This is a genomic window from Burkholderia sp. AU15512 (genome assembly GCF_002223325.1).
Taxonomy (GTDB): Bacteria; Pseudomonadota; Gammaproteobacteria; order Burkholderiales; family Burkholderiaceae; genus Burkholderia.
On sequence record NZ_NKEX01000006.1, the window covers coordinates 1,282,282 to 1,301,098 of the forward strand.

The 18,817-nt window shown below is 66.5% G+C and carries 17 protein-coding genes and 3 pseudogenes; 9 read left to right on the top strand and 11 right to left on the bottom strand.

Annotated elements, in window-relative coordinates:
- Positions 1 to 31: 31 nt before the first annotated feature.
- Positions 32 to 1,036, bottom strand: a complete 1,005-nt coding sequence (locus tag CFB43_RS25110) for a terpene synthase family protein (RefSeq protein WP_089497020.1) — start codon at positions 1,034 to 1,036, stop codon at positions 32 to 34.
- 118 nt (positions 1,037 to 1,154) lie between these two features.
- Positions 1,155 to 1,922, bottom strand: a complete 768-nt coding sequence (gene uppS / locus CFB43_RS25115; protein ID WP_089497021.1) for a polyprenyl diphosphate synthase — start codon at positions 1,920 to 1,922, stop codon at positions 1,155 to 1,157.
- Between the two features lie 307 nt (positions 1,923 to 2,229).
- Between uppS and CFB43_RS38920 the strand changes: the two are divergent.
- Both CFB43_RS38920 and CFB43_RS25120 read left to right on the top strand, forming a co-directional pair.
- A pseudogene (locus CFB43_RS38920) lies at positions 2,230 to 2,427 on the top strand (MFS transporter); the annotation flags it as partial.
- Between the two features lie 4 nt (positions 2,428 to 2,431).
- Positions 2,432 to 2,836, top strand: a pseudogene (locus CFB43_RS25120) (cytochrome-c peroxidase); the annotation flags it as partial.
- A 24-nt stretch (positions 2,837 to 2,860) separates the two neighbouring features.
- Here CFB43_RS25120 and CFB43_RS25125 read toward each other — a convergent pair.
- From CFB43_RS25125 to CFB43_RS25145, 5 genes are all read right to left on the bottom strand, one after another.
- Positions 2,861 to 3,592, bottom strand: a complete 732-nt coding sequence (locus tag CFB43_RS25125; RefSeq protein ID WP_089497022.1) for a class I SAM-dependent methyltransferase — start codon at positions 3,590 to 3,592, stop codon at positions 2,861 to 2,863.
- An 80-nt stretch (positions 3,593 to 3,672) separates the two neighbouring features.
- Entirely contained in the window at positions 3,673 to 4,983 is a 1,311-nt protein-coding gene (locus CFB43_RS25130; protein ID WP_089497023.1) for an NAD(P)/FAD-dependent oxidoreductase, read from the bottom strand.
- Positions 4,980 to 5,735 (bottom strand): amino acid ABC transporter ATP-binding protein, encoded by a 756-nt coding sequence (locus CFB43_RS25135; RefSeq protein ID WP_089442530.1) that lies wholly within the window; start codon positions 5,733 to 5,735, stop codon positions 4,980 to 4,982. Before CFB43_RS25135 ends, CFB43_RS25130 begins: the two co-directional genes overlap by 4 nt.
- Positions 5,732 to 6,388, bottom strand: a complete 657-nt coding sequence (locus tag CFB43_RS25140) for an amino acid ABC transporter permease (protein WP_046547751.1) — start codon at positions 6,386 to 6,388, stop codon at positions 5,732 to 5,734. The genes CFB43_RS25135 and CFB43_RS25140 overlap by 4 nt, the downstream gene beginning before the upstream one ends.
- Positions 6,389 to 6,476: 88 nt before the next feature.
- Positions 6,477 to 7,253, bottom strand: coding sequence for an ABC transporter substrate-binding protein (locus tag CFB43_RS25145; protein WP_089497024.1), 777 nt, complete (start codon positions 7,251 to 7,253; stop codon positions 6,477 to 6,479).
- Positions 7,254 to 7,414: 161 nt separating this feature from the next.
- Between CFB43_RS25145 and CFB43_RS25150 the strand changes: the two genes are divergently transcribed.
- The 5 genes from CFB43_RS25150 (at position 7,415) to CFB43_RS25170 (ending at position 12,589) form a co-directional block, all read left to right on the top strand.
- Positions 7,415 to 8,206, top strand: a complete 792-nt coding sequence (locus tag CFB43_RS25150) for an IclR family transcriptional regulator (RefSeq protein WP_089474814.1) — start codon at positions 7,415 to 7,417, stop codon at positions 8,204 to 8,206.
- A 274-nt stretch (positions 8,207 to 8,480) separates the two neighbouring features.
- A complete protein-coding gene (locus CFB43_RS25155; protein WP_089497025.1) occupies positions 8,481 to 9,191 on the top strand; it encodes a GntR family transcriptional regulator in 711 nt (236 codons plus the stop codon).
- 72 nt (positions 9,192 to 9,263) lie between these two features.
- On the top strand, positions 9,264 to 10,070 hold the full coding sequence (locus CFB43_RS25160; protein WP_089497026.1) for an SDR family oxidoreductase: 807 nt from the start codon (positions 9,264 to 9,266) through the stop codon (positions 10,068 to 10,070).
- Between the two features lie 35 nt (positions 10,071 to 10,105).
- On the top strand, positions 10,106 to 11,038 hold the full coding sequence (locus CFB43_RS25165; protein WP_089497027.1) for a 3-keto-5-aminohexanoate cleavage protein: 933 nt from the start codon (positions 10,106 to 10,108) through the stop codon (positions 11,036 to 11,038).
- A 222-nt stretch (positions 11,039 to 11,260) separates the two neighbouring features.
- On the top strand, positions 11,261 to 12,589 hold the full coding sequence (locus CFB43_RS25170; RefSeq protein WP_089497028.1) for an MFS transporter: 1,329 nt from the start codon (positions 11,261 to 11,263) through the stop codon (positions 12,587 to 12,589).
- A gap of 65 nt (positions 12,590 to 12,654) precedes the next feature.
- On the opposite strand, the gene CFB43_RS25175 is transcribed toward CFB43_RS25170, so the two are convergent.
- From CFB43_RS25175 to CFB43_RS38925, 3 genes and pseudogenes are all read right to left on the bottom strand, one after another.
- Entirely contained in the window at positions 12,655 to 13,977 is a 1,323-nt protein-coding gene (locus CFB43_RS25175; protein WP_039367294.1) for a TIGR00366 family protein, read from the bottom strand.
- A gap of 209 nt (positions 13,978 to 14,186) precedes the next feature.
- Complete coding sequence (locus tag CFB43_RS25180; RefSeq protein WP_089498134.1) at positions 14,187 to 15,521, bottom strand: chloride channel protein; 1,335 nt, start codon at positions 15,519 to 15,521, stop codon at positions 14,187 to 14,189.
- A 165-nt stretch (positions 15,522 to 15,686) separates the two neighbouring features.
- Positions 15,687 to 15,824, bottom strand: a pseudogene (locus CFB43_RS38925) (cytosine deaminase); the annotation flags it as partial.
- Between the two features lie 258 nt (positions 15,825 to 16,082).
- On the opposite strand from CFB43_RS38925, the gene CFB43_RS25185 reads away from it, so the two are divergent.
- Both CFB43_RS25185 and CFB43_RS25190 read left to right on the top strand, forming a co-directional pair.
- Complete coding sequence (locus CFB43_RS25185) at positions 16,083 to 17,225, top strand: porin (RefSeq protein ID WP_089497029.1); 1,143 nt, start codon at positions 16,083 to 16,085, stop codon at positions 17,223 to 17,225.
- Positions 17,226 to 17,441: 216 nt separating this feature from the next.
- The gene (locus tag CFB43_RS25190) at positions 17,442 to 17,744 is read left to right on the top strand and encodes a DUF4148 domain-containing protein (RefSeq protein WP_089497030.1); all 303 of its coding nucleotides are present in this window, start codon (positions 17,442 to 17,444) and stop codon (positions 17,742 to 17,744) included.
- A gap of 124 nt (positions 17,745 to 17,868) precedes the next feature.
- Here CFB43_RS25190 and CFB43_RS25195 read toward each other — a convergent pair whose 3' ends face one another.
- Entirely contained in the window at positions 17,869 to 18,816 is a 948-nt protein-coding gene (locus tag CFB43_RS25195; protein ID WP_027791525.1) for a LysR family transcriptional regulator, read from the bottom strand.
- Between the last annotated feature and the right edge of the window lies 1 nt (position 18,817).

Sequence of the window (18,817 nt, forward strand, 5' to 3'; positions counted from 1 at the left end):
CGCATGCGGGCGAGCGCGAGCGTTTCCGGCGTCATGTCTCGATGCGCGAAAGATAAGTGTCCTGCATCGATTCCGTGTGATTTTCCGGCAGATATCGGCCCGGCATCGCGCGATGCCATTCGTAGTTGCCGCGCATGATTCCTTCCATCATCGCGACGTAGCGGCCCAGTTGCTCCTGTAGCGCGGCGTCCAGCCCCATGCTCTCGCACCAGGCAGGCATGCCGGATTTCAGTGCGATGAAATCCTGACAAAGACGCGCGACAATCTGCTGTGACTCCGCGATGGCATGGGCCCGGCTCATGCCGTGCCCATGCGTCAACTGGATCACGATGTTGTTGCGCTCACCTTCGCTCTCCTCGCGCTCCAGCGAGACGACATCGTTCACGATGCAGCATGCGGCAAAGCACACAAACGCCACGTCTTCGATGTACCCCGATCCGAGAAGCGCGGAAGGAAGTTCAATCGCGTTCCCGCGTTCGCCCAGATCGAGAAGCATATGGTAGGCGTAGCTCCTGACCCGTTTCCGCAGATAGGTCTGCACGTCCGGGTCCCAGGTATCCGCCGCGTGTTCTTCGGTTTCTTCCAGCAGGCGCTGGAAGTAATCCCCCAAATCCCGCAGGAAACGTGCGCGCCATTCGGACGACATGTCGCCCTCCCTCACCCGCGCCCATATATCCAGCCAGGCTGACTCGGGCCCTGACTGCGGGGCAAAAGCATCGGGGTCGCGCACGATCTCGATCACCCTCTCCAGCACCGGGCGAACCCGAGCAAGGTCGCCATTGTTGCGCACGCAATAATCGTCAAACACGGCCGCCCACATCATGGTGTCGCAAATGATCCGATTGTCCTCGAACGGGATGTTTCCCCACATCCACGCGACCGCCAAGGGCAGATCCGTCTTCATCAGGCTCTGCACGGCGGGCTCGCTGCCGGCGAGCCCTTTCTCCCGTAGCCACTGTTCATGAGCGTCCACCAATGCGGCAAGCTGGGGATGCAGGCTGGCGGAAAATGGCACATCGAAGTCAACAATTGGCATAACCGCTCCCGATTCATTTCTGCTTTGAAACTGCAATAGCCGCGTCACCCTGCACTTGCCGGTGCTCACGCGCAATGGCCGCAATACCCATTTTGAGTTATATGCGCAGGAAAATTCATTAACGCCCGAAACGACGCTGGCGAGAATGGAAGAATCGCATCGCCTCGTCAAAATCGGACCGTCTGAAATCGGGCCAGCATACCGGTGTGAAATACAGCTCGGAATACGAGCTTTGCCACAGCATGAAGTTCGATAGCCGCTGCTCCCCCGACGTCCGGATCACGAAATCCGGATCGGGCAGTCCGGCCGTATAGAGCCGGCTCGCGACCAGTTCCGGGCCGAGATCGGCCAGCAGGTGGTCCAGTGTGCCGGCCGCTGCGTATTCCGAGATTAGCGACCGGAACGCGTGCAGCAGCTCAAGACGCCCGCTGTAGGCAATCGCGACGTTCACGTCGATACCGTCAACGCCGACGGTGCGCCGCTCGGCCGTGCGTATGCGCTCCGTCACGGCCGTTGGCAGTCTGGTCAGATCGCCGATGACGCGCAGCCGGCAGAGGCCGCCGTCCGTCAGCGCGTCGAGCACCTCGACAATGACGGTCAGAAGCCCGTGCAGTTCATCGTCATCCCGCTTGAGGTTATCCGCGGAGAGCGGCCACAGCGTAACCATTGGAATACGGACATCCCTGCACCAGGACAGCAGTGCGTGGACGTTTTTGCCGCCGGCGCGGTAGCCATCAATCATCGGCAGTTGGCGTCGGCTCGCCCAGCGCCGGTTGCCGTCGAGAATGACCGCAAGGTGGTTGATCGCCGGCGCAGCGAAAGCCGCTCCATCGAGCTTGCCGATTGCCTGTTCGACCGCGACAGGCAGAATTGTCTCTTGACTCATCGAAACTCCTTTTCGACCAGGCAGACACCGGCGAGGGAAAACGGGCAGGCAATCAGATTCGGATTTGCCGTTCGCGACGATACGGTACGGCGCGGACTTCGGATTTTCAACAAATTTCAACCTCCATTATTTCTCTCCATGCGCAATTGAAATTGCAATTCAGGAAACTGAATAATGGTTGATATTGTTTTCTCATTCGTTCATTTCACAGGCGTCGCCATGCAAGGCGGCCGTGCATTCGGCGCGGCGCGATCCGCAGATCTGGCTCGCGATTTTCGAGTGGTTCTGCCACCAACTGATGATCTAAACGTTTCCCGCGTCGCAGCTTGCCGGCAGCGCGCTCGCGAGCGGGCTCGGGCTCGTGAATACCTGCTGGCTGCCGGGCGGCTCCGTCGGGCCGCCTGTCGCCGGCGCGATCGAACAGGCGACTGGCAATGCGAAGAACAGGCTCGCGCTGCTGGCGGCGCTAGTGGTCACTGCAATGGCCAGCCTGGCGCTGCCCCACGTAACTGGCGCAGAACCGCAACCCGGCGTTCTACGATCTCGGCGTGTGCGGGCCGTTCCGCGACGACCTGAAGGACCAGACGCAGTATTGCGGGATGTTCCTGACGCCGACGCTGCGCAATTCGGCGACGCGCCACGTGTTCTTCCACAACGGCGTGTTCCACACGCTCGACCAGGTGATGGCGTTCTACAACGAGCGCAGCATCTCGCCGCAGAAGTTCTATTCGCGCAGCGCGGACGGCAAGGTCGACGAGTACGACGACATCCCGCCGAAATATCGCGCGAACGTGGACGTGACCGATGCGCCGTTCGACCGCAAGCCGGGCGACCGGCCCGCGATGACGGCGCAGGACATCAAGGATATCGAAGCGTTCCTCGGCACGCTGAACGACGAGCCGGTTCGGCATTGAGTGCGGGATGACCGCCGCGTCGTATCAGCGGCGCGCGCGGATGCAGAGGAACGCCGGGGCCAGCGACAGCTCCGCATGAAGCCGCTCCGATGCGGCCTTCATCTCCGGCAGCGGCTTCGGCTCGACGAACCGGTCGAGCCGCCAGCCGCTGTCGGCCACGGCGTTCAGGATGTCGGCAAGCGGCCGCCGCCACGCTTCGACATAGGGTTTCGGTTCGCCGAAACCCGACCAGTGGAAGCCAAAGCGGGACGTATCGAAATAGGTGCCCTCGCCGCGCGTGCGTTCGTCCATCCAGTCGCGCATCGGATGCGCCATCGAAAACACGAGCGTGGCGCCCGGCCGTGCGACGCGCCGGAATTCGCGCAGCGTCGGCGCAAGGTCGCGCACGTAGTCGAACGCAAGCGAACAGACGATCTTGTCGAACGCTTCGTCGGGCAACCACGTGAGCGGCCCCTCCAGATCGCCCTCCACGACGTTGACCGCGAGGCCCTCGCAGCGCGTTTTCGCCAGCGCGACCATCTCCGGCGTGACGTCGAACGCATGCACAGTCGCGCCCAGGCGTGCGAGGTGTTCGCTGCAGATCCCGGGCCCGCAGCCGGCATCGAGCACCGCCAGGCCGTCGACGTCGCCGAGCAGCGCCATCGTTGCCGGACGTTCGTAGAGCGCGTTGTGCGCCTTCGTCGGCGCGATGTCGGCGTAGCGTTGCGCGAAGCTCGCGTATGCCTGGCGGCCGGGTGGTTCGTTCGGATCGGTCATGCGGACTCCGTCGATAGAAACTGGGGGGAGCCGATTCTGCCTGATCCGCCGGCGGGTGGCGACTCGACGTCTCGCCTGCCTCACGACAGGCCGTCGAGCAGCCGATACCAGGCCACGCCGGCCGCAATGTAGAAGCGCTGCAGCCCGTGAAACGGAATGGGCCGGATCGGCGTGCGCCGGAACGGCAGAGGCAGTTGCGCATCGCCCGACAGGTGCGCGGCCAGATGCTTGCCGAGCGTCGTCGCCATCGCGATGCCGCGCCCGTTGTAGCCGAGCGCGATCGTCACGCCCGGCGCGGGCTCGTGCACGTGGGGCATGAAATCCGCGGTGATCGCAACGCGCCCGGCCCACCGGTACTCGAACCGGACCCCCTTCAGTTGCGGATACAGCAGCGTCGTCGCACGCTCGAGATGGCGCCAGTCGCTCGTCGCACGCGGTTCCGCGAACGGGCCGCGGCCGCCCATCAGCAGGCGTCCCGCAGCATCTCGCCGGAAGTACAGCAACAGGCGCCGTGCATCCGATGCGACCTCGCCGCCGGCGAGGATGTCGCGACCGAGTTCCGGCGCGAGCGGTTGCGTCGCGACGATGAAGCTGTTCGCGGCGATCACCGACTGGCGCAAACCCGGCCACAGCCCGTCCGTGTACCCGTTGGTCGCGATCACGACGCGGTCCGCCGATACCGTCGCGCCGCCAGCCGTCGCGACCTGCCAGCGTCCGTCGGCACGCGTCAGCCCGACGGCGCGCGTCAGCCCGTGCACGATCGCCCCGCTCGCCTGCGCGGCGCGCACGAGGCCGCGCGTATAGCTGAGCGGCTGCACGCTGCCCGCGCGGCGATCGATCCAGCCGCCCGCATACACTCGCGTGCCGAGCCGGCGCGCGACCTCGTCGCGACCGAGCAGTTCGACCGGTGCGCCGCGCGCGGCCCATTGCCGCGCACGCCGGGCGACCGTGTCGAGCATCGCGGCGGTCGGCGCCGGCTGGATCCAGCCGTGGCGCCGCGCATCGCAGTCGATCGCGTGCCGCGCGATCAGGTCGAATACCGTGTCGGCCGCACCGCCGACCACGGCGGCAAGCTGCTCGCCGGCTTCGTCGCCGAACCGGCGGATCAATTCATCGGGGTCGTATTTCAGGCCGGGGATCACTTGCCCGCCGTTGCGGCCGGACGCGCCCCAGCCCGGCTGCGCGCCGTCGATCACGCGCACGCTCACGCCACGTTCGGCCAGGTGAAGCGCGGTCGACAGTCCCGTGAAGCCGGCGCCGACGATCGCCACGTCGCACGACGCGGAAGCGTCGAGCGCGGGCGTTTCGGGCGCCGGCGCGGCGGTCGCCGCCCACAGCGAATCCGGCCACTGGGCGTCGGGCCATCCGGGTGCCGCGTTCCTTGCACTCATGTTCGATCCGGGTTGGCGGCGTCGTCCGACGCCAGCAGTCGACGCAGGAATTCCTGCGTGCGGGGATGCTTCGGCTGCGTGAGCACGTCGCGCGCGGATCCGCTTTCGCAGATGGTGCCGTCGTGCAGGAAACACACGCGATCGGCCACCTCGCGCGCGAATGCCATTTCGTGCGTGACGACCACCATGGTCATGCCGTCGCGCGCGAGGCCGCGCATCACGCCGAGCACTTCGCCGACGAGTTCGGGGTCGAGCGCCGACGTCGGTTCGTCGAACAGGATCGCCTGCGGCTCCATCGCGAGCGCGCGTGCGATCGCGACGCGCTGCTGCTGCCCGCCCGACAGCTCGGACGGGTACGCATTCATCCGGTGCGCGAGCCCGACCTTGTCGAGCAGCGCGCGGGCCTGCTCGCGCGCTTGCGCGGCCGGCGTGCGCCGCACGTGGACCGGCCCTTCCATCACGTTCTCGAGCGCCGTGCGATGCGAGAACAGGTTGAAGCGCTGGAACACCATGCCGACCCGCATCCGCAGCTCGTGGATCCGTTTCGAATGCGCGTCGACCTTCACGCCGTCGATCGTGATCGATCCTTCGTCGTAAGTCTCGAAGCCGTTGATACAGCGCAGCACGGTCGATTTGCCCGAGCCGGACGGCCCGATCAGGCACACGACCTCACCTTGCTGCACGTCGAGGCTGACGCCCTTCAGCACCGCGTGCTGCTGAAAGCGCTTGTGTATCGCATCGATCCGGATCATGCGCTTCTCCTCAGCGAGAGTCGCTTGCCGAGCCGGTTCACGCCGAACATCAGCGGCAGGCCGAGCGCCAGATACAGCAACGCGACGAGCGTATAGACGCTCATGTTCTGGAACGTCGACGACGCGATCAGCTGGCCGGCGCGCGTGATCTCCGCGACCGTGATCGTCGACGCGACCGATGAATCCTTCAGCAGCATCACCAGCGTGTTGCCGTAAGGCGGCAGCGCGATGCGGAACGCCTGCGGCAGCACCACGCGCCGCATGATCATCGGCCCGCGCATGCCGATCGCGTGCGCGGCTTCGATCTGGCCGCGGTCGATCGCCTCGATGCCCGCGCGGAAGTTTTCCGCCTGGTAGGCCGAATACGCGATGCCGAGGCCGAGCACCCCGGCCTGGAATGCCGACAGCTGGATGCCGAGATCGGGTAATACGAAGTACATGTAGAACAGCTGCACGATGATCGGCAGGCCGCGAATCACGTTGACGACCGTGCTCCCGACCGTCGACACGGCACGGTTGGGCGACACCTTCAGCAACGCGAGGATCAGCCCGAGCACCGAGCTGAGCACGAACGCGCATGCCGTGATCTCGATCGTGACCACCGCCCCCTTCAGCAGGATCGGCAGGAAATCGATCGCGTTCTGAAAAAACATGAGGTCTCCTATGCGACGACCCTGCGGCACATCGCAGTGGGTGCCCGCGATGCGCGGGCGATACCGCTCGGGAATCCCGGGCGCGCGCTCAGCTCATGTGCCACTTCTGCAGGATCTGCTGCAGCGTGCCGTCGCTCTTCATCTTGCGGATCGCGCCGTTGAGCTGTTCGAGCGTCGCCGTGTCGCCCTTGCGCACGATGAAGCACACCTGCCCCTTCACGACGCTCTGGTATTCGGGCACGAGCCGGACCTGGCGGTTGACGCCGTGTTCGATCTGGTACGCGACGATCGGCTGGTCGGCGAAGCCGGCCTTGATGCGGCCGAGCGCGACGTCGCGCATGATGTCGGCGATCGAATCGTAGGTCCGGACTTCCTTGAAGATGCCCTTCTTGTTGAGCGCATCGACGAACGCCGTGCCGACCTGCGCGCCGACCACCTGGTCCTTGAAATCGTCCATCGACGTATAGCGGCCGGGGTCGTCCGCTTTCACGATCAGGCCTTCGCCGAACGTATAGACCGTGTCGGAGAAGTCGACGACCTGCTGGCGCGCCGGCGTTTTCAGCATCGCGGCCGAGATGATGTCGATCTTCTGCGTGGTGAGCGACGGGATCAGCGCCGAGAACACGGTCTGCTGCACGTCGACGCGAAACCCGGCCGACTTCCCGGCCGCGGTGATCGCATCGACCATCATCCCCTGGATCGAATTGCTCTTGACGTCGAGAAACGTGAACGGCACGCCGGTGGCCGTCGCGCCGACCTTCAGCGTGGGCTCGGCCGCACCGGCGCCGGCCGATGCCGTGGAGAAAGCGATGCAGGTGGCGAAACCGGCGGCCAGTGCGCCGAACCGCTTGATGAACGAAACCATGATGTCTCCTTCTCGAATACTTCGGTGCGCCGGCCGGTCGCGGATCGACACTGCGACGATGACTCGATCTTAAAACGAATCAAAAATATCGTAAAAAGATTTTTGAGTATCGATATGCGATACGGTATGATGCGATATCGAATCGCTTCGGCCCCTTGCACATGGAAACGTCGCCCGATCAGTCAAACGACCTGCTGTTCAACCAGTCGCTGGAGAAAGGGCTGAACGTGTTGCGCGCGTTCAGCGCGAAGCGGCGCACGATGACGCTGGCGGAAGTCGCCGACGCGGCCGGCATGACGAAAAGCTCGGCGCAGCGGATGGTCTATACGCTCGAGAAGCTCGGTTACATCCGCAAGCATCCAGTGACGCGGCGCTACCAGCTCACGCCGCACGTGATGCGGATCGGCTTCAACTATCTCGCGGCCGATACGCTGATCGACGTGGCGAATCCGTTTCTGTCCGAACTCACGAACCTGACCGGCGAAACCACCAACCTCACCGAGCCGGACGAGGACGAGATGGTGTACGTCGCGCGTTTCGTGTCGACGAAGTTCGTGCCGATCCACATGCCGATCGGCAGCCGCATCCCGATGTATTGCACCGGTTCCGGCCGTGCATTCCTGAGCGCGCTGCCGCCCGCCGACGCGCGCGCGCGTCTCGACGGCATGGCGCGTCCGCTGCACACGCCGCGCACGGTCACGGCGCTCGACGAACTCGTCGCGCTGCTCGACAGCGCGCGGCTCGAAGGCTATGCCACCAACCAGGAGGAGCTGTTCATCGGCGACATGTCGATTGCCGCACCCGTGCTCGGCAGCCAGGGGCAGCCGGTGGCCGCCGTGCACGTGGTGGCGCCGACGAGCCGCTGGACCTTCGACGACGCGCGCCGCAAGCTCGCGCCGGCCGTGATCGACTGCGCACGCGGCATCAGCAATTCGATCCGGACGCTCGAGTAGCACGCGCCACATGGCAGACACCGCGTGCGCCCTGTCGCGGCACGCCGGGTTGCACGACGCGCGAGTGCCGCTGCCAATAGCCTTGCCAGCGCCGGGCGCCTGCTCGTACGCGGTAGCCGGGCCCGTCGTGGTGCCGGCCTGGCCACCGCTTCAACCACCCTCCTCCGCGTTTTCCCCGATCCCGTTCGCCTTGACTCGATGCCTTCGATCGTCAACACTTTGCACATTGCAAGTGTGATCACACATCACAGATCAAACCTCGGAGAACCCCGTCTTGGCGCCTCGTATCGTCACGCCCGCACTGAAAGCCGTTGAACAGGAAACGATGGCCGACAAGGTCTACCAGCAACTGCGCGAAGCGCTGATGAGCGGCCGTTTCGCGCCCGGTCAGGCGCTGAGCCTGCGCAGCGTCGCCGAGGCGGTCGGCTCGTCGACGATGCCCGTGCGCGCAGCACTCACCCGGCTGCACGCCGAGCGCGCGCTGGTCGACGGCCCGAATCGCGCGCTCGTCGTGCCGCCGATGACGCTCGACATGCTCGACGAGTTGCGCGACGTGCGTATCGCACTCGAAGGCTGCATCGCCGAACGCGCGTGCGCACGCATGAGCGGCGCGCAGATCGCGGCCGTGCGCAAGACCTGCGAGACGATGCAGGCGCACGCCGAGGCAGGCCGCTCGCGCGCTTACCTGCAAAGCAATTTCGCGTTCCACAGCGGGATCTACGCGCACGGCGCAAGCGAAAGCACGCTCGCGATCGTCGAGAACCTGTGGATGCGCGTCGGCCCCTTCCTCAACATGGTCGCGCTCGACATCCCGCACATGCGGCGCTCGATGGATGCGCACCGCGCCATCGTCGATGCGCTCGAACGGCGCGACGGCGCAGGCGTGCGCGCAGGCATCGCGCTCGACATCGGCGGCGCGGCACACGATCTCGCCGAGACGCTGCGGGCGGAACAGACCCCGCGGACCGTGAACGCGAAGCCGTAGCGGCCGCCTGCCGCGGGCGCCCGGTCGCGAGCGTCCGCGATCCGACTACATCAACGATGGAGACAACCCGGTATGACAGCTTCCGACCTGCTGAAACCCTTTGACGGCCTGCGCGTCCTCGTGACGGGCGGCGCATCGGGCATCGGTCTTGAAATCGCGGACGCCTTCGCCGAATGCGGCGCACACGTGCATGTATGCGACGCGTCACAAGCCGCGATTGCAGCGCTCGCCGACCGGCCGCCGCGCGCCGGAGCCGGCGCGATCAGCGCGACGCTGGCCGACGTATCCGATCCGGCCGCCGTCGAACGCGTGTTCGCCGACGTATCGGCCACGCTCGGCGGCCTCGACGTGCTCGTCAACAATGCCGGCATCGCCGGTCCGACCGGCGGCATCGACGAAATCGACCCGGTGCAGTGGGAACAAACCGTCGCGATCAACCTGACCGCGCAATTCCAGTTCGCGCGCCGCGCGGTGCCGCTGCTGCGCGACGCGAAACACGGCGGCGCGATCATCGCGCTGTCGTCGGTCGCTGGCCGGCTCGGTTACGCGTTCCGCACGCCGTATGCGGCAACCAAATGGGCCGTGGTCGGCCTCGTGAAGAGCCTCGCGATCGAACTCGGCCCGCTCGGCATTCGCGTGAACGCCATTCAACCCGGCATCGTGCGCGGCCCGCGGATGCGCCGCGTGATCCAGGCCCGTGCGCAGCAGCTCGGCATCGGTTACGACGAAATGGAGACGCGCTATCTCGAGAAGATCTCGCTGCGGCGCATGACCGACCCGGCCGAGATCGCCGCGACCGCGCTGTTCCTGTGCTCGCCGGGCGGGCATGGCATCACCGGGCAGGCGATCTCCGTCTGCGGCAACGTCGAAGTGCTCTGACGCACCCTGCATCGTTCACCGAAAGGAATCCATCCGTGGCCAACGCTCGCAAAGTCATCATCACCTGTGCGCCGACCGGCGCGATCCATACGCCGTCGATGTCGCCGTACCTGCCCGTCACGCCGCACGAGATCGAAACGGCCGCCGTCGCGGCCGCCGAGGCCGGCGCAGCGATCCTGCATCTCCACGCACGCAATCCGTCCGACGGCAAGCCGACCCAGGATCCGGCCGTGTTCGCCGAATTCCTGCCGCGCATCAAGGCGCAAACCGACGCGGTGATCAACCTCACGTCGGGCGGCAGCCCGCACATGACGGTCGACGAACGCCTCCAGCCCGCGCTGCATTTCCAGCCCGAAGTCGCATCGCTGAACATGGGCTCGATGAACTTCGGGCTGTACCCGATGCTCGAGCGCTTTCGCGAGCTGAGGCATCCGTGGGAACGCGAACATCTCGAGAAGAGCCGCGACCTCGTGTTCAAGAACACATTCGCCGATATCGAAACGATCCTCACGCGCTGCGGGGCGAACGGCACGCGCTTCGAATTCGAGTGCTACGACATCTCGCACCTGTACAACCTTGCGCATTTTGTCGACCGCGGGCTCGCGAAGCCGCCGTTCTTCGTGCAAAGTGTGTTCGGCCTGCTCGGCGGGATCGGCGCACACCCGGAAGACCTGATGCACATGCGCCGCACGGCCGACCGCCTGTTCGGCAACGATTACGTGTGGTCGATCCTCGGCGCAGGCCGCAACCAGATTCCGCTGGCGACGATCGGGGCGGCCCAGGGCGCGAACGTGCGTGTCGGGCTCGAGGATTCGCTGTGGATCGCGCCGGGCAAGCTCGCGGAATCGAGCGCCGCGCAGGTCCTGAAAATGCGACAGGTGCTTGAAGGCCTGTCGCTCGAGATCGCGACACCGGCCGAGGCGCGCACGATGCTCGCACTCAAGGGCGGCGACGCGGTGAATTTCTGATCGCCGGGTAGCGCCCCAACACCAGAATCCGCAAGCGCAGTGACAAGGCGCCGGCCCGAGCCGGCCGGCGCCAGGACGCCCATTATCGCCCCGCTCCGTTCGAGCGCTGCCGGCGCGGCTCCGTCGTCTGCCCATCCGCTGCATGCATCGCAGCGGCATCTGCCGAACGCGGCGCACCGTGCTTGCCGTGCGCGCCGGTTCGCCCTTACCGGAGTCGTCCGCATGTCCACTCATCAGGCCCAGGCCCTGTCTTCCGCCGCCGGCGACGCGAGCGCGTCGCTGAACCGGCTGCTGTTCCGCAAACTCCTGCCGCTGCTGATCGCCGCGTATGTGATCAGCTTCCTCGACCGCACCAACATCGCGTTCGCCAAACATTCGATGGGGGTCGATCTCGGCATTTCGTCGGCCGCGTACGGACTCGGCGCGGGGCTGTTCTTCCTGACCTATGCGCTCTTCGAAATTCCGAGCAACCTGATCATGCATCGCGTCGGCGCGCGCTTCTGGATCACGCGGATCATGATCACGTGGGGTGCACTGTCGGTCGCGATGGCATTCGTCAGCGGCGAGACGTCGTTCTACGTGATGCGCCTGCTGCTCGGGGCCGCCGAAGCCGGCCTGTTTCCCGGCGTGATGCTGTACCTGACGTACTGGTTCGGCCGCGAGGAGCGTGCGCGCGCAACCGGCTATTTCCTGCTGGGCGTGTGCATCGCAAACATCGTCGGCGGGCCGCTGGCCGGCGCGCTGATCGAGCTCGACGGCACGCTCGGCTTCCACGGCTGGCAATGGCTGTTCGTCGTCGAAGGCATTCCGGCGATCCTGCTCGCATTCGTCGTGTGGACACGGCTGCCGGATCGTCCGAGCACCGCGCCGTGGCTCTCCCCGGAAACCGGGCGTGCACTCGAACGCACGCTGGCCGCCGAGCAGAATGCGGGCGCCGGCGCGCACGGCGGCCATGCGTTCGGCGCCGCGCTGCGCGATCCGCAGATCTGGCTCGCGATCTTCGTGTACTTCTGCCACCAGTTGACCATCTACACGGTGATTTTCTTCCTGCCGGGCATCATCGGCGCATCGGGACGCTTCTCGCCGTTCGCGGTCGGGTTGTTGACCGCGCTGCCCTGGCTCGCCGCCGCGTGCGGCGCCGCCACGCTGCCGCGCTTTGCGCGCGAGTCGCGGCATTCGCGCCGGATGCTGTGTGCGGGGCTGGTCGTGATGGCGGCCGGGATGGTCGGCGCCGCGCATGCGTCGCCTGCCGCGGGGCTCCTGTGCGTGTGCGTGGCCGCATTCATGTTCTTCGTCGTTCAGTCGATCGTCTTCACGTTTCCCGCGTCGCGGCTCGCCGGTAACGCACTGGCCGGCGGACTCGGACTAGTGAATACGTGCGGGTTGCTCGGCGGTTTCGTCGGACCGACCGTCGTCGGTGCGATCGAGCAGGCAACCGGCAATGCGAAGAACGGGTTGACGCTGCTGGCGGCCGCGCTCGTCATCGCGGCGTTCGCCAGCCTCGCGTTGCGGCACGGACACGAGCGGCCGGACGCGCGGTCGCACGGCTGACGGCCGGCCGGATTCGGGATCGCGAGAGGCGGACGTGTACGCCGCCCGTCTCTCGCGTCGCCCTGTCAGAACAGATACATCCCCGCGACGAACACGACGCCCGAGAACAGCAGCGTCGTCACGCAATACCCCATGATGTCGCGCACGCCGAGCCCGGCGATCGCCAGCGCGGGCAGCGCCCAGAACGGCTGCGCCATGTTGGTCCAGGCCTCGCCGTACGCAATCGCCATCGCGGCCTTGCCGAGATCCGCGCCGAGCGCCTGGGCCGCCGGCATCACGAACGGGCCCTGCACGACCCAGTGACCGCCGCCGGACGGCACCGCGAAATTGATCACGGCCGAGCTCAGGAACGCGAGCAGCGGGAACGTGTGCACGTTCGCGATATCGACGAACCACTTCGTGATCACGCCCGCGAGCCCCGAGTGATCCATCAGCGCCTGGATGCCCGCGTAAAACGGAAACTGAATCATGATCCCCGATGCGCCGCGCGCCGCGCCGGCCACTGCGCGTGCATAGGCCATCGGCGTACGGTGCAGCAGGATGCCGGCTGCGAGGAACGCGAGGTTCACGGTGTCGATGTCGAGCGCGAAGCCCTTCTGCACGAATTTCAGCACGAGGAACGCCGCACACAGCGCCGCGACGAAAACCGACAGCAGGCGGCTTTCCTCCAGCCGTTCCGCAAACGTCGCATCGGGCCCGAGCTGGCGCTCGACGCTCGGCGGTTCGGCCAGCAGCGCCGGATCGACGCTGACGACGTCACCCGGCTTCGGCATCATCATGCGCGCGAGGAACGGCAGCATCACGATCAGGCCGATCGTGATGAACGCGTTGTAGCCGGTGAAGATCGTCTCCGACACGGGAATCAGCCCGATGGTCTTCTCCATCGGATTGCCCTTCGTGGCCGCGACGAGCGGGACCGAGCCCGACAAGCCGCCGTGCCAGCTCAGGAAGCCCATGTAGGCGGACGCAACGAGCAGCCGGTAATCGCTGCCGGCGACACGGCGCGCCACTTCGCGCGCGAGCATCGCGCCGAGCACGAGGCCGAAGCCCCAGTTGATCGCGCACGCGAGCGCGCCGACGAACGCAACGAGCATCACGCCCTGCCCCGGCGTGCGCGCGGTGCTCGCGAGCGCGACGAGCATGCGCTTCACGGGCGGCGAACTCGCAAGTGCGTGACCGGTGACGAGGATCATGACCATTTGCATCGAGAACGCGAGCAGGTTCCAGAAACCCGAACCCCACATCGTCGTGAGTTGCACGGGCGTATTCGGCGTGAGGCCGAACGCGAGCGCGAACGTGACGATCGTCAGCAGGATCGCGAAAATCAACGGGTCGGGCAACACGCGGTGGACCACCTGCGTGAAGAATTGGGAAATGCGCTGTATCAACTTGAGCTCCTCGTTTCCTGATAGGGACGTCCGCGCGTGTCGTTGTTGGTTGAGGCGCGGAAACGCGCGGATTCTTGCACAGAACCGGCGCACGCGCTTTGGAGCACGCGGCTACGATCGCGTGCTGGCGCGGATGGGGAAACGGGAGAGGAAAACAGCGACCGGCGGTGCGATCGGCACCGCCGGTGAAAAGGACGGAAGCGTGTGCGTCAGCGCACGGCGGTCGCAGGTGTGCTCATGGTTGCAACCGGATTCGCCCGCCGCTCCGCCAGCCGCTGCGCGAACCGGTACGCAACGAGCGAGCCGGCCACCGCAAGCAGCATCGGCACGAGGCTGTCGTGATCCGCGCGCGTGAATTCGAGCAGCAGCACGACCGCCGTGATCGGCATCTGCATCGACGCGGCGAGAAACGCGGTCGCACCGATCAGTGCGCATCCGCCGATCGACGCGCCCGGCCATACAAGGCTCCACAACCCGCCGAGCACGACGCCGAGCAGCGCACCGTTCGCGAGGCCCGGTGTCAGCAGCCCCCCTTCCGCACCCGCCCGCAGGCTGCCGGCCTCGATCAGCACCTTCAGCACGAGCAGCGCCGCGGCGAGGCCGATCGTCAACGTGCCGTCGAAGCCCAGCGACGCCGGGCCCTTGCCGTTGCCGAGCAATGACGGAAACCCCATCGCGAGCACGCCGATCATCGCGAAGTTGATCAGTGCGAGCACCGGCAACCGCCCGTCTTTCGGCGCGTTCGCCCGGGCACGTGTGGTGAGCCGCACGAAGCCGTAAGCGGCAAGGCCGAACAGCGGACCGCAGACGATCGACCACGCCACCAGCGGCGTGCTCAGCACGAACGGCGGCACCGTGTACTGGTGCTCGTTGCCGAGGCCGATCCACGCAACGGCCGCGGCGATCGCCGACGTCGCGACCGCCACGACCAGCGCACGCAGTTCGAACGTGCCGAGCAGCACTTCGAGCACGAAGATCGCCCCGCCGAGCGGCACGTTATAGACGGCCGCGAGCCCCGCACCGGCACCGCACGCGACCATCAGCCGGCAGTCGTCGGGCGTGAGCCCCGCCGCGTGCGCAAACCGCCCGGCAAGCAGCGAACCGATCTCGCGCGGCGCGACTTCGCGGCCGAGCGGCGAGCCGAGCGCGACGGTGACGATCTGCAGCAGCGCGTGAACCGTCGTGCTGACGACCGGCATCCGCGGATCGGCTGCACGCACTGCGCGGCGAATGCTGACGAGCGGCCGGCCATACCGGTACAACGCCCACCAGCCGCCGCCGGCGACGATCCCGCAGACGACCAGCACCGCGAGGCGGCGCAGCGGATCGGCGCCGGTCACGCCGGTGAGGAAGCTCTCGGGGCCGATCACGTGCGCGACGCTGTAGCCGTACGCGACGTGCTGGATCGCATGCAGCAGCAGTGCGAGCAGCATGCCGCCGAGGCCCGCGCCGACGCCGGTCAGGATCGCGACGACGGCCACGCGCGCGAACGGGCTGGCGGCCGGCGAGGAGGATGCGGGGGCGGATGGGAGATCGGGGCGCATGGGATCGGCGAATGGAATCGAAAAGACGGCGCGCAACATGCACGCCGCCGTCAGGACCGCATCGTAGGCCGGCGCCCCATCATGAGACAAACGTATTTTTCGAATCGACTGATGCATTTTGTGAATACATGGCGTCTGACGGGCCCAAATCGCCCGCCGTTCACCTCAATCCGGATATATGACGCGCTCAGGTTCGCACCGCAGGATCGCCATCCGTTGACAGATCGACAGCGTGGCCTTGGCCTGTCGCCGCACCGCTTCGTCGTCGCTGTCCGCATCAAGCACGACGAGATTCGCCGGACGCGCCGATCAACCGCCGTACCGCACGGCGCGCATGTTGCAACGACGCGACAGGCGCGCCTCGATGAACGGATGCCGCCCGCACACGATCACGCAAAAACCGCCGGCGTCACGCGCGCGCGGCACATCGTGTCAGTTTTGTGAAGGACTCTTGCGGGATCCGGAAAGGTGCGCTCGCCGCCCCGGTGGCCTTGCGCGCGCGATGCGCCCCTACACTTGCGCCGAACTTTCGTTCCCAGTCCCACACGCAGGAGCCCTGACTTGAAAAAAACCCTCATCGCCGGCGCATGCACCGCCGCCCTGTTCGCCCCGCTCGCTCACGCACAGAGTTCGGTCACGCTGTACGGCCTGATCGACGCCGGCATCGTCTACACCAACAACGCCAACGGCGCGTCGCTGTGGCGCCTGAACAGCGGCACCGTCAACGGCAGCCGCGTCGGGTTTCGCGGCACCGAGGATCTCGGCGGCGGCCTGAAGGCGCTGTTCGTGCTCGAGAACGGCTTCAACGTGAACAACGGCGGGCTCGGGCAGGACGGCAAGCTGTTCGGCCGCCACGCGTACGTCGGCCTGAGCCAGAGCGGCTTCGGCACGCTGACGCTCGGCCGCCAGTACGACACGATGGTCGACTTCGTCGCGCCGCTGTCGGCCACGGCCGGCGATTTCGGCGACGCGAGCTTCGCGCATCCGTTCGACAACGACAACCTGAACCACTCGCTGCGCATCAACAACGCGGTCAAGTACACGAGCGAGACCTATGCGGGCTTCAAGGTCGGCGCGATGTACGCGTTCTCGAACGCGACCAACTTCGGCGCGAACCGCGCGTACAGCGTCGCGGCGAGCTACACGAACGGCCCGTTGAAGCTGGCCGGCGCGTACCTGCAGATGAACGGCACGAAGGGCTCGACGAGCGCGAGCCCCGGCGCGACCGATGCGGCCGAAGCGAAGAGCCTGAACCAGGGCGGCTGGTCGATCGGCTCGGACCGCATGCGTTCGTACGGCGGCGGCATCAGCTACGGGTTCGGCCCGGCCACCGTCGGCTTCGTCTATACGCGTTCGCAGTACGACAACACGGGCTCGTTCGGCTCGACCGGCCAGGTCGCGTTCAACAACTACGACGTGAACGTGCGCTATGCGGTGACGCCGGCCGTCAGCCTCGGCGCGGCCTACGTGTACACGGACGCCAGCGTGTCGAACCCCGACAGCAAGCACGGCACCGATCCGAAATGGCACCAGGTCGACCTGCAGGCCGTCTACAAGCTGTCGCGCCGCACGGACGTCTACGCGGAAGCGATGTATCAGCACGCAGCGGGCCGCGGCTACCAGGCGTTCATCAACGGCTCGGGCGGCGCATCGAGCACGGCGAACCAGATCGTCGGCACGATCGGCATGCGCACGCGCTTCTGACCGGCGCGATGCGTCGCCGCCCGCCGGCCACGAACCCGCGTTCGCACGCGGGTTCGCCGGCCGCGGGCGGCGTCGATCAATGTTGTGCCATCTGGAAGGCAGCCTGCCTGGAATCGGGGTTTTTGCGCGCGGGGGCGCTGCGTAGACTGCCTGCAAAGGTCGGGGTCACGCATCGCGCGTCGAACCGGCCGCCCACCCCGTCCCCAGGAGAACCTCGTGAAATCGCTCGTCGTTACCGCCGCCGCTGCCGTCCTGCTCGTTGCACCGGCCCTGTCTTTCGCCCAGTCGGCCCAGTCGCCCGTCACGCGCGCGCAAGTGCTGCAGGAGCTGATCGATCTCGAGTCGGTCGGCTACAACCCGGCGCGCGGCGAGATCAACAACTATCCGGACGACATCATGGCGGCGCAGGAACGACTCCACGAAAAGCGTCTCGCGGAACAGAAGGCAGCGCAGGCCGCCTACGGTCACGCCGGCGCACCGGCGACGGAATCGGGCGTGGCTACCAAGCCCGCGCTGTAACGGCATGACGAAGCGCCGCGCCCGCATGAACGATGTCATGCAGGCGCGGCGCGGTTGCGTTCGCTTGATTGGCTTTAAGAGAAGACGCCGGCAGCGTGGCAATGCGCCGGTACGCGCCTGCCGCTCAGGCGGCCTGCGGTTCGCGATCGATCGCGTTCAGCATCTCGACGTCGCGCGCGATCATCCCCGGCACCTGGGCCCGCAGCATCTCGACCCAGGTCCGCACCTTCGCATCGACGAAGCGGCGCGACGGATACAGCGCATACACGTTCATCTTCTGCAGGATATGCGCGGGCAGCACGCGGACGAGCGTGCCGTCGCGCAGCGCGTCGATCGCCGAGTACAGCGGCAGCATGCCGATCCCGATGCCGTCGCGGATGGCAAGGGCAAGCGATTCGGCCGTATTGGTCTGCACCGGCCCCGCGACGTGGATCTGCTCGACGCCTTCCGGCCCTTCGAGCACCCATTCGTGCGTCGGGAACGCTGGCGTGCACAGCGTCAGGCACGCATGCGCCGCGAGATCCTGCGGACGGGCCGGTGCGCCATGGCGTTTCACGTAATCGGGCGACGCGCACAGGATGCTGAAGGTCGAGCCGAGCAGGTGCGACACGAGTTCCGAATCGGGCAGCGACGACGCGGTCACGACGGCCATGTCGCTCGTGCCGTCGAACAGGTCGGGCATGCGCTGCGACAACGACAGTTCGATCGACACGTCCGGGAACTGCGCGTGATAGCGCGTCAGCGCGGGCAACACATAGTGATGGCCGACGCTCGCGAAGCTGTGCATGCGCAGCACGCCGGCCGGCCGTTCGTGCGCGCAACTTGCCTCTTCTTCCGCGCGGTCGACGTCGGCGAGGATCTGGCGGCAGCGCCGCAGATAGCTTTCGCCGGCCGACGTGAGCGCGAGACGGCGCGTCGAACGATTCATCAGACGGGTGCGCAGGCGCGCCTCGAGTTCCGACACCGCGCGCGACATCGCGCCCGTCGTCGAATTCAGCGATTGCGCGGCGGCGGTGAAACTGCCCGTCTCGACGACGCGCGAAAACACCCGCATGTTTTGTAGGGTATCCATT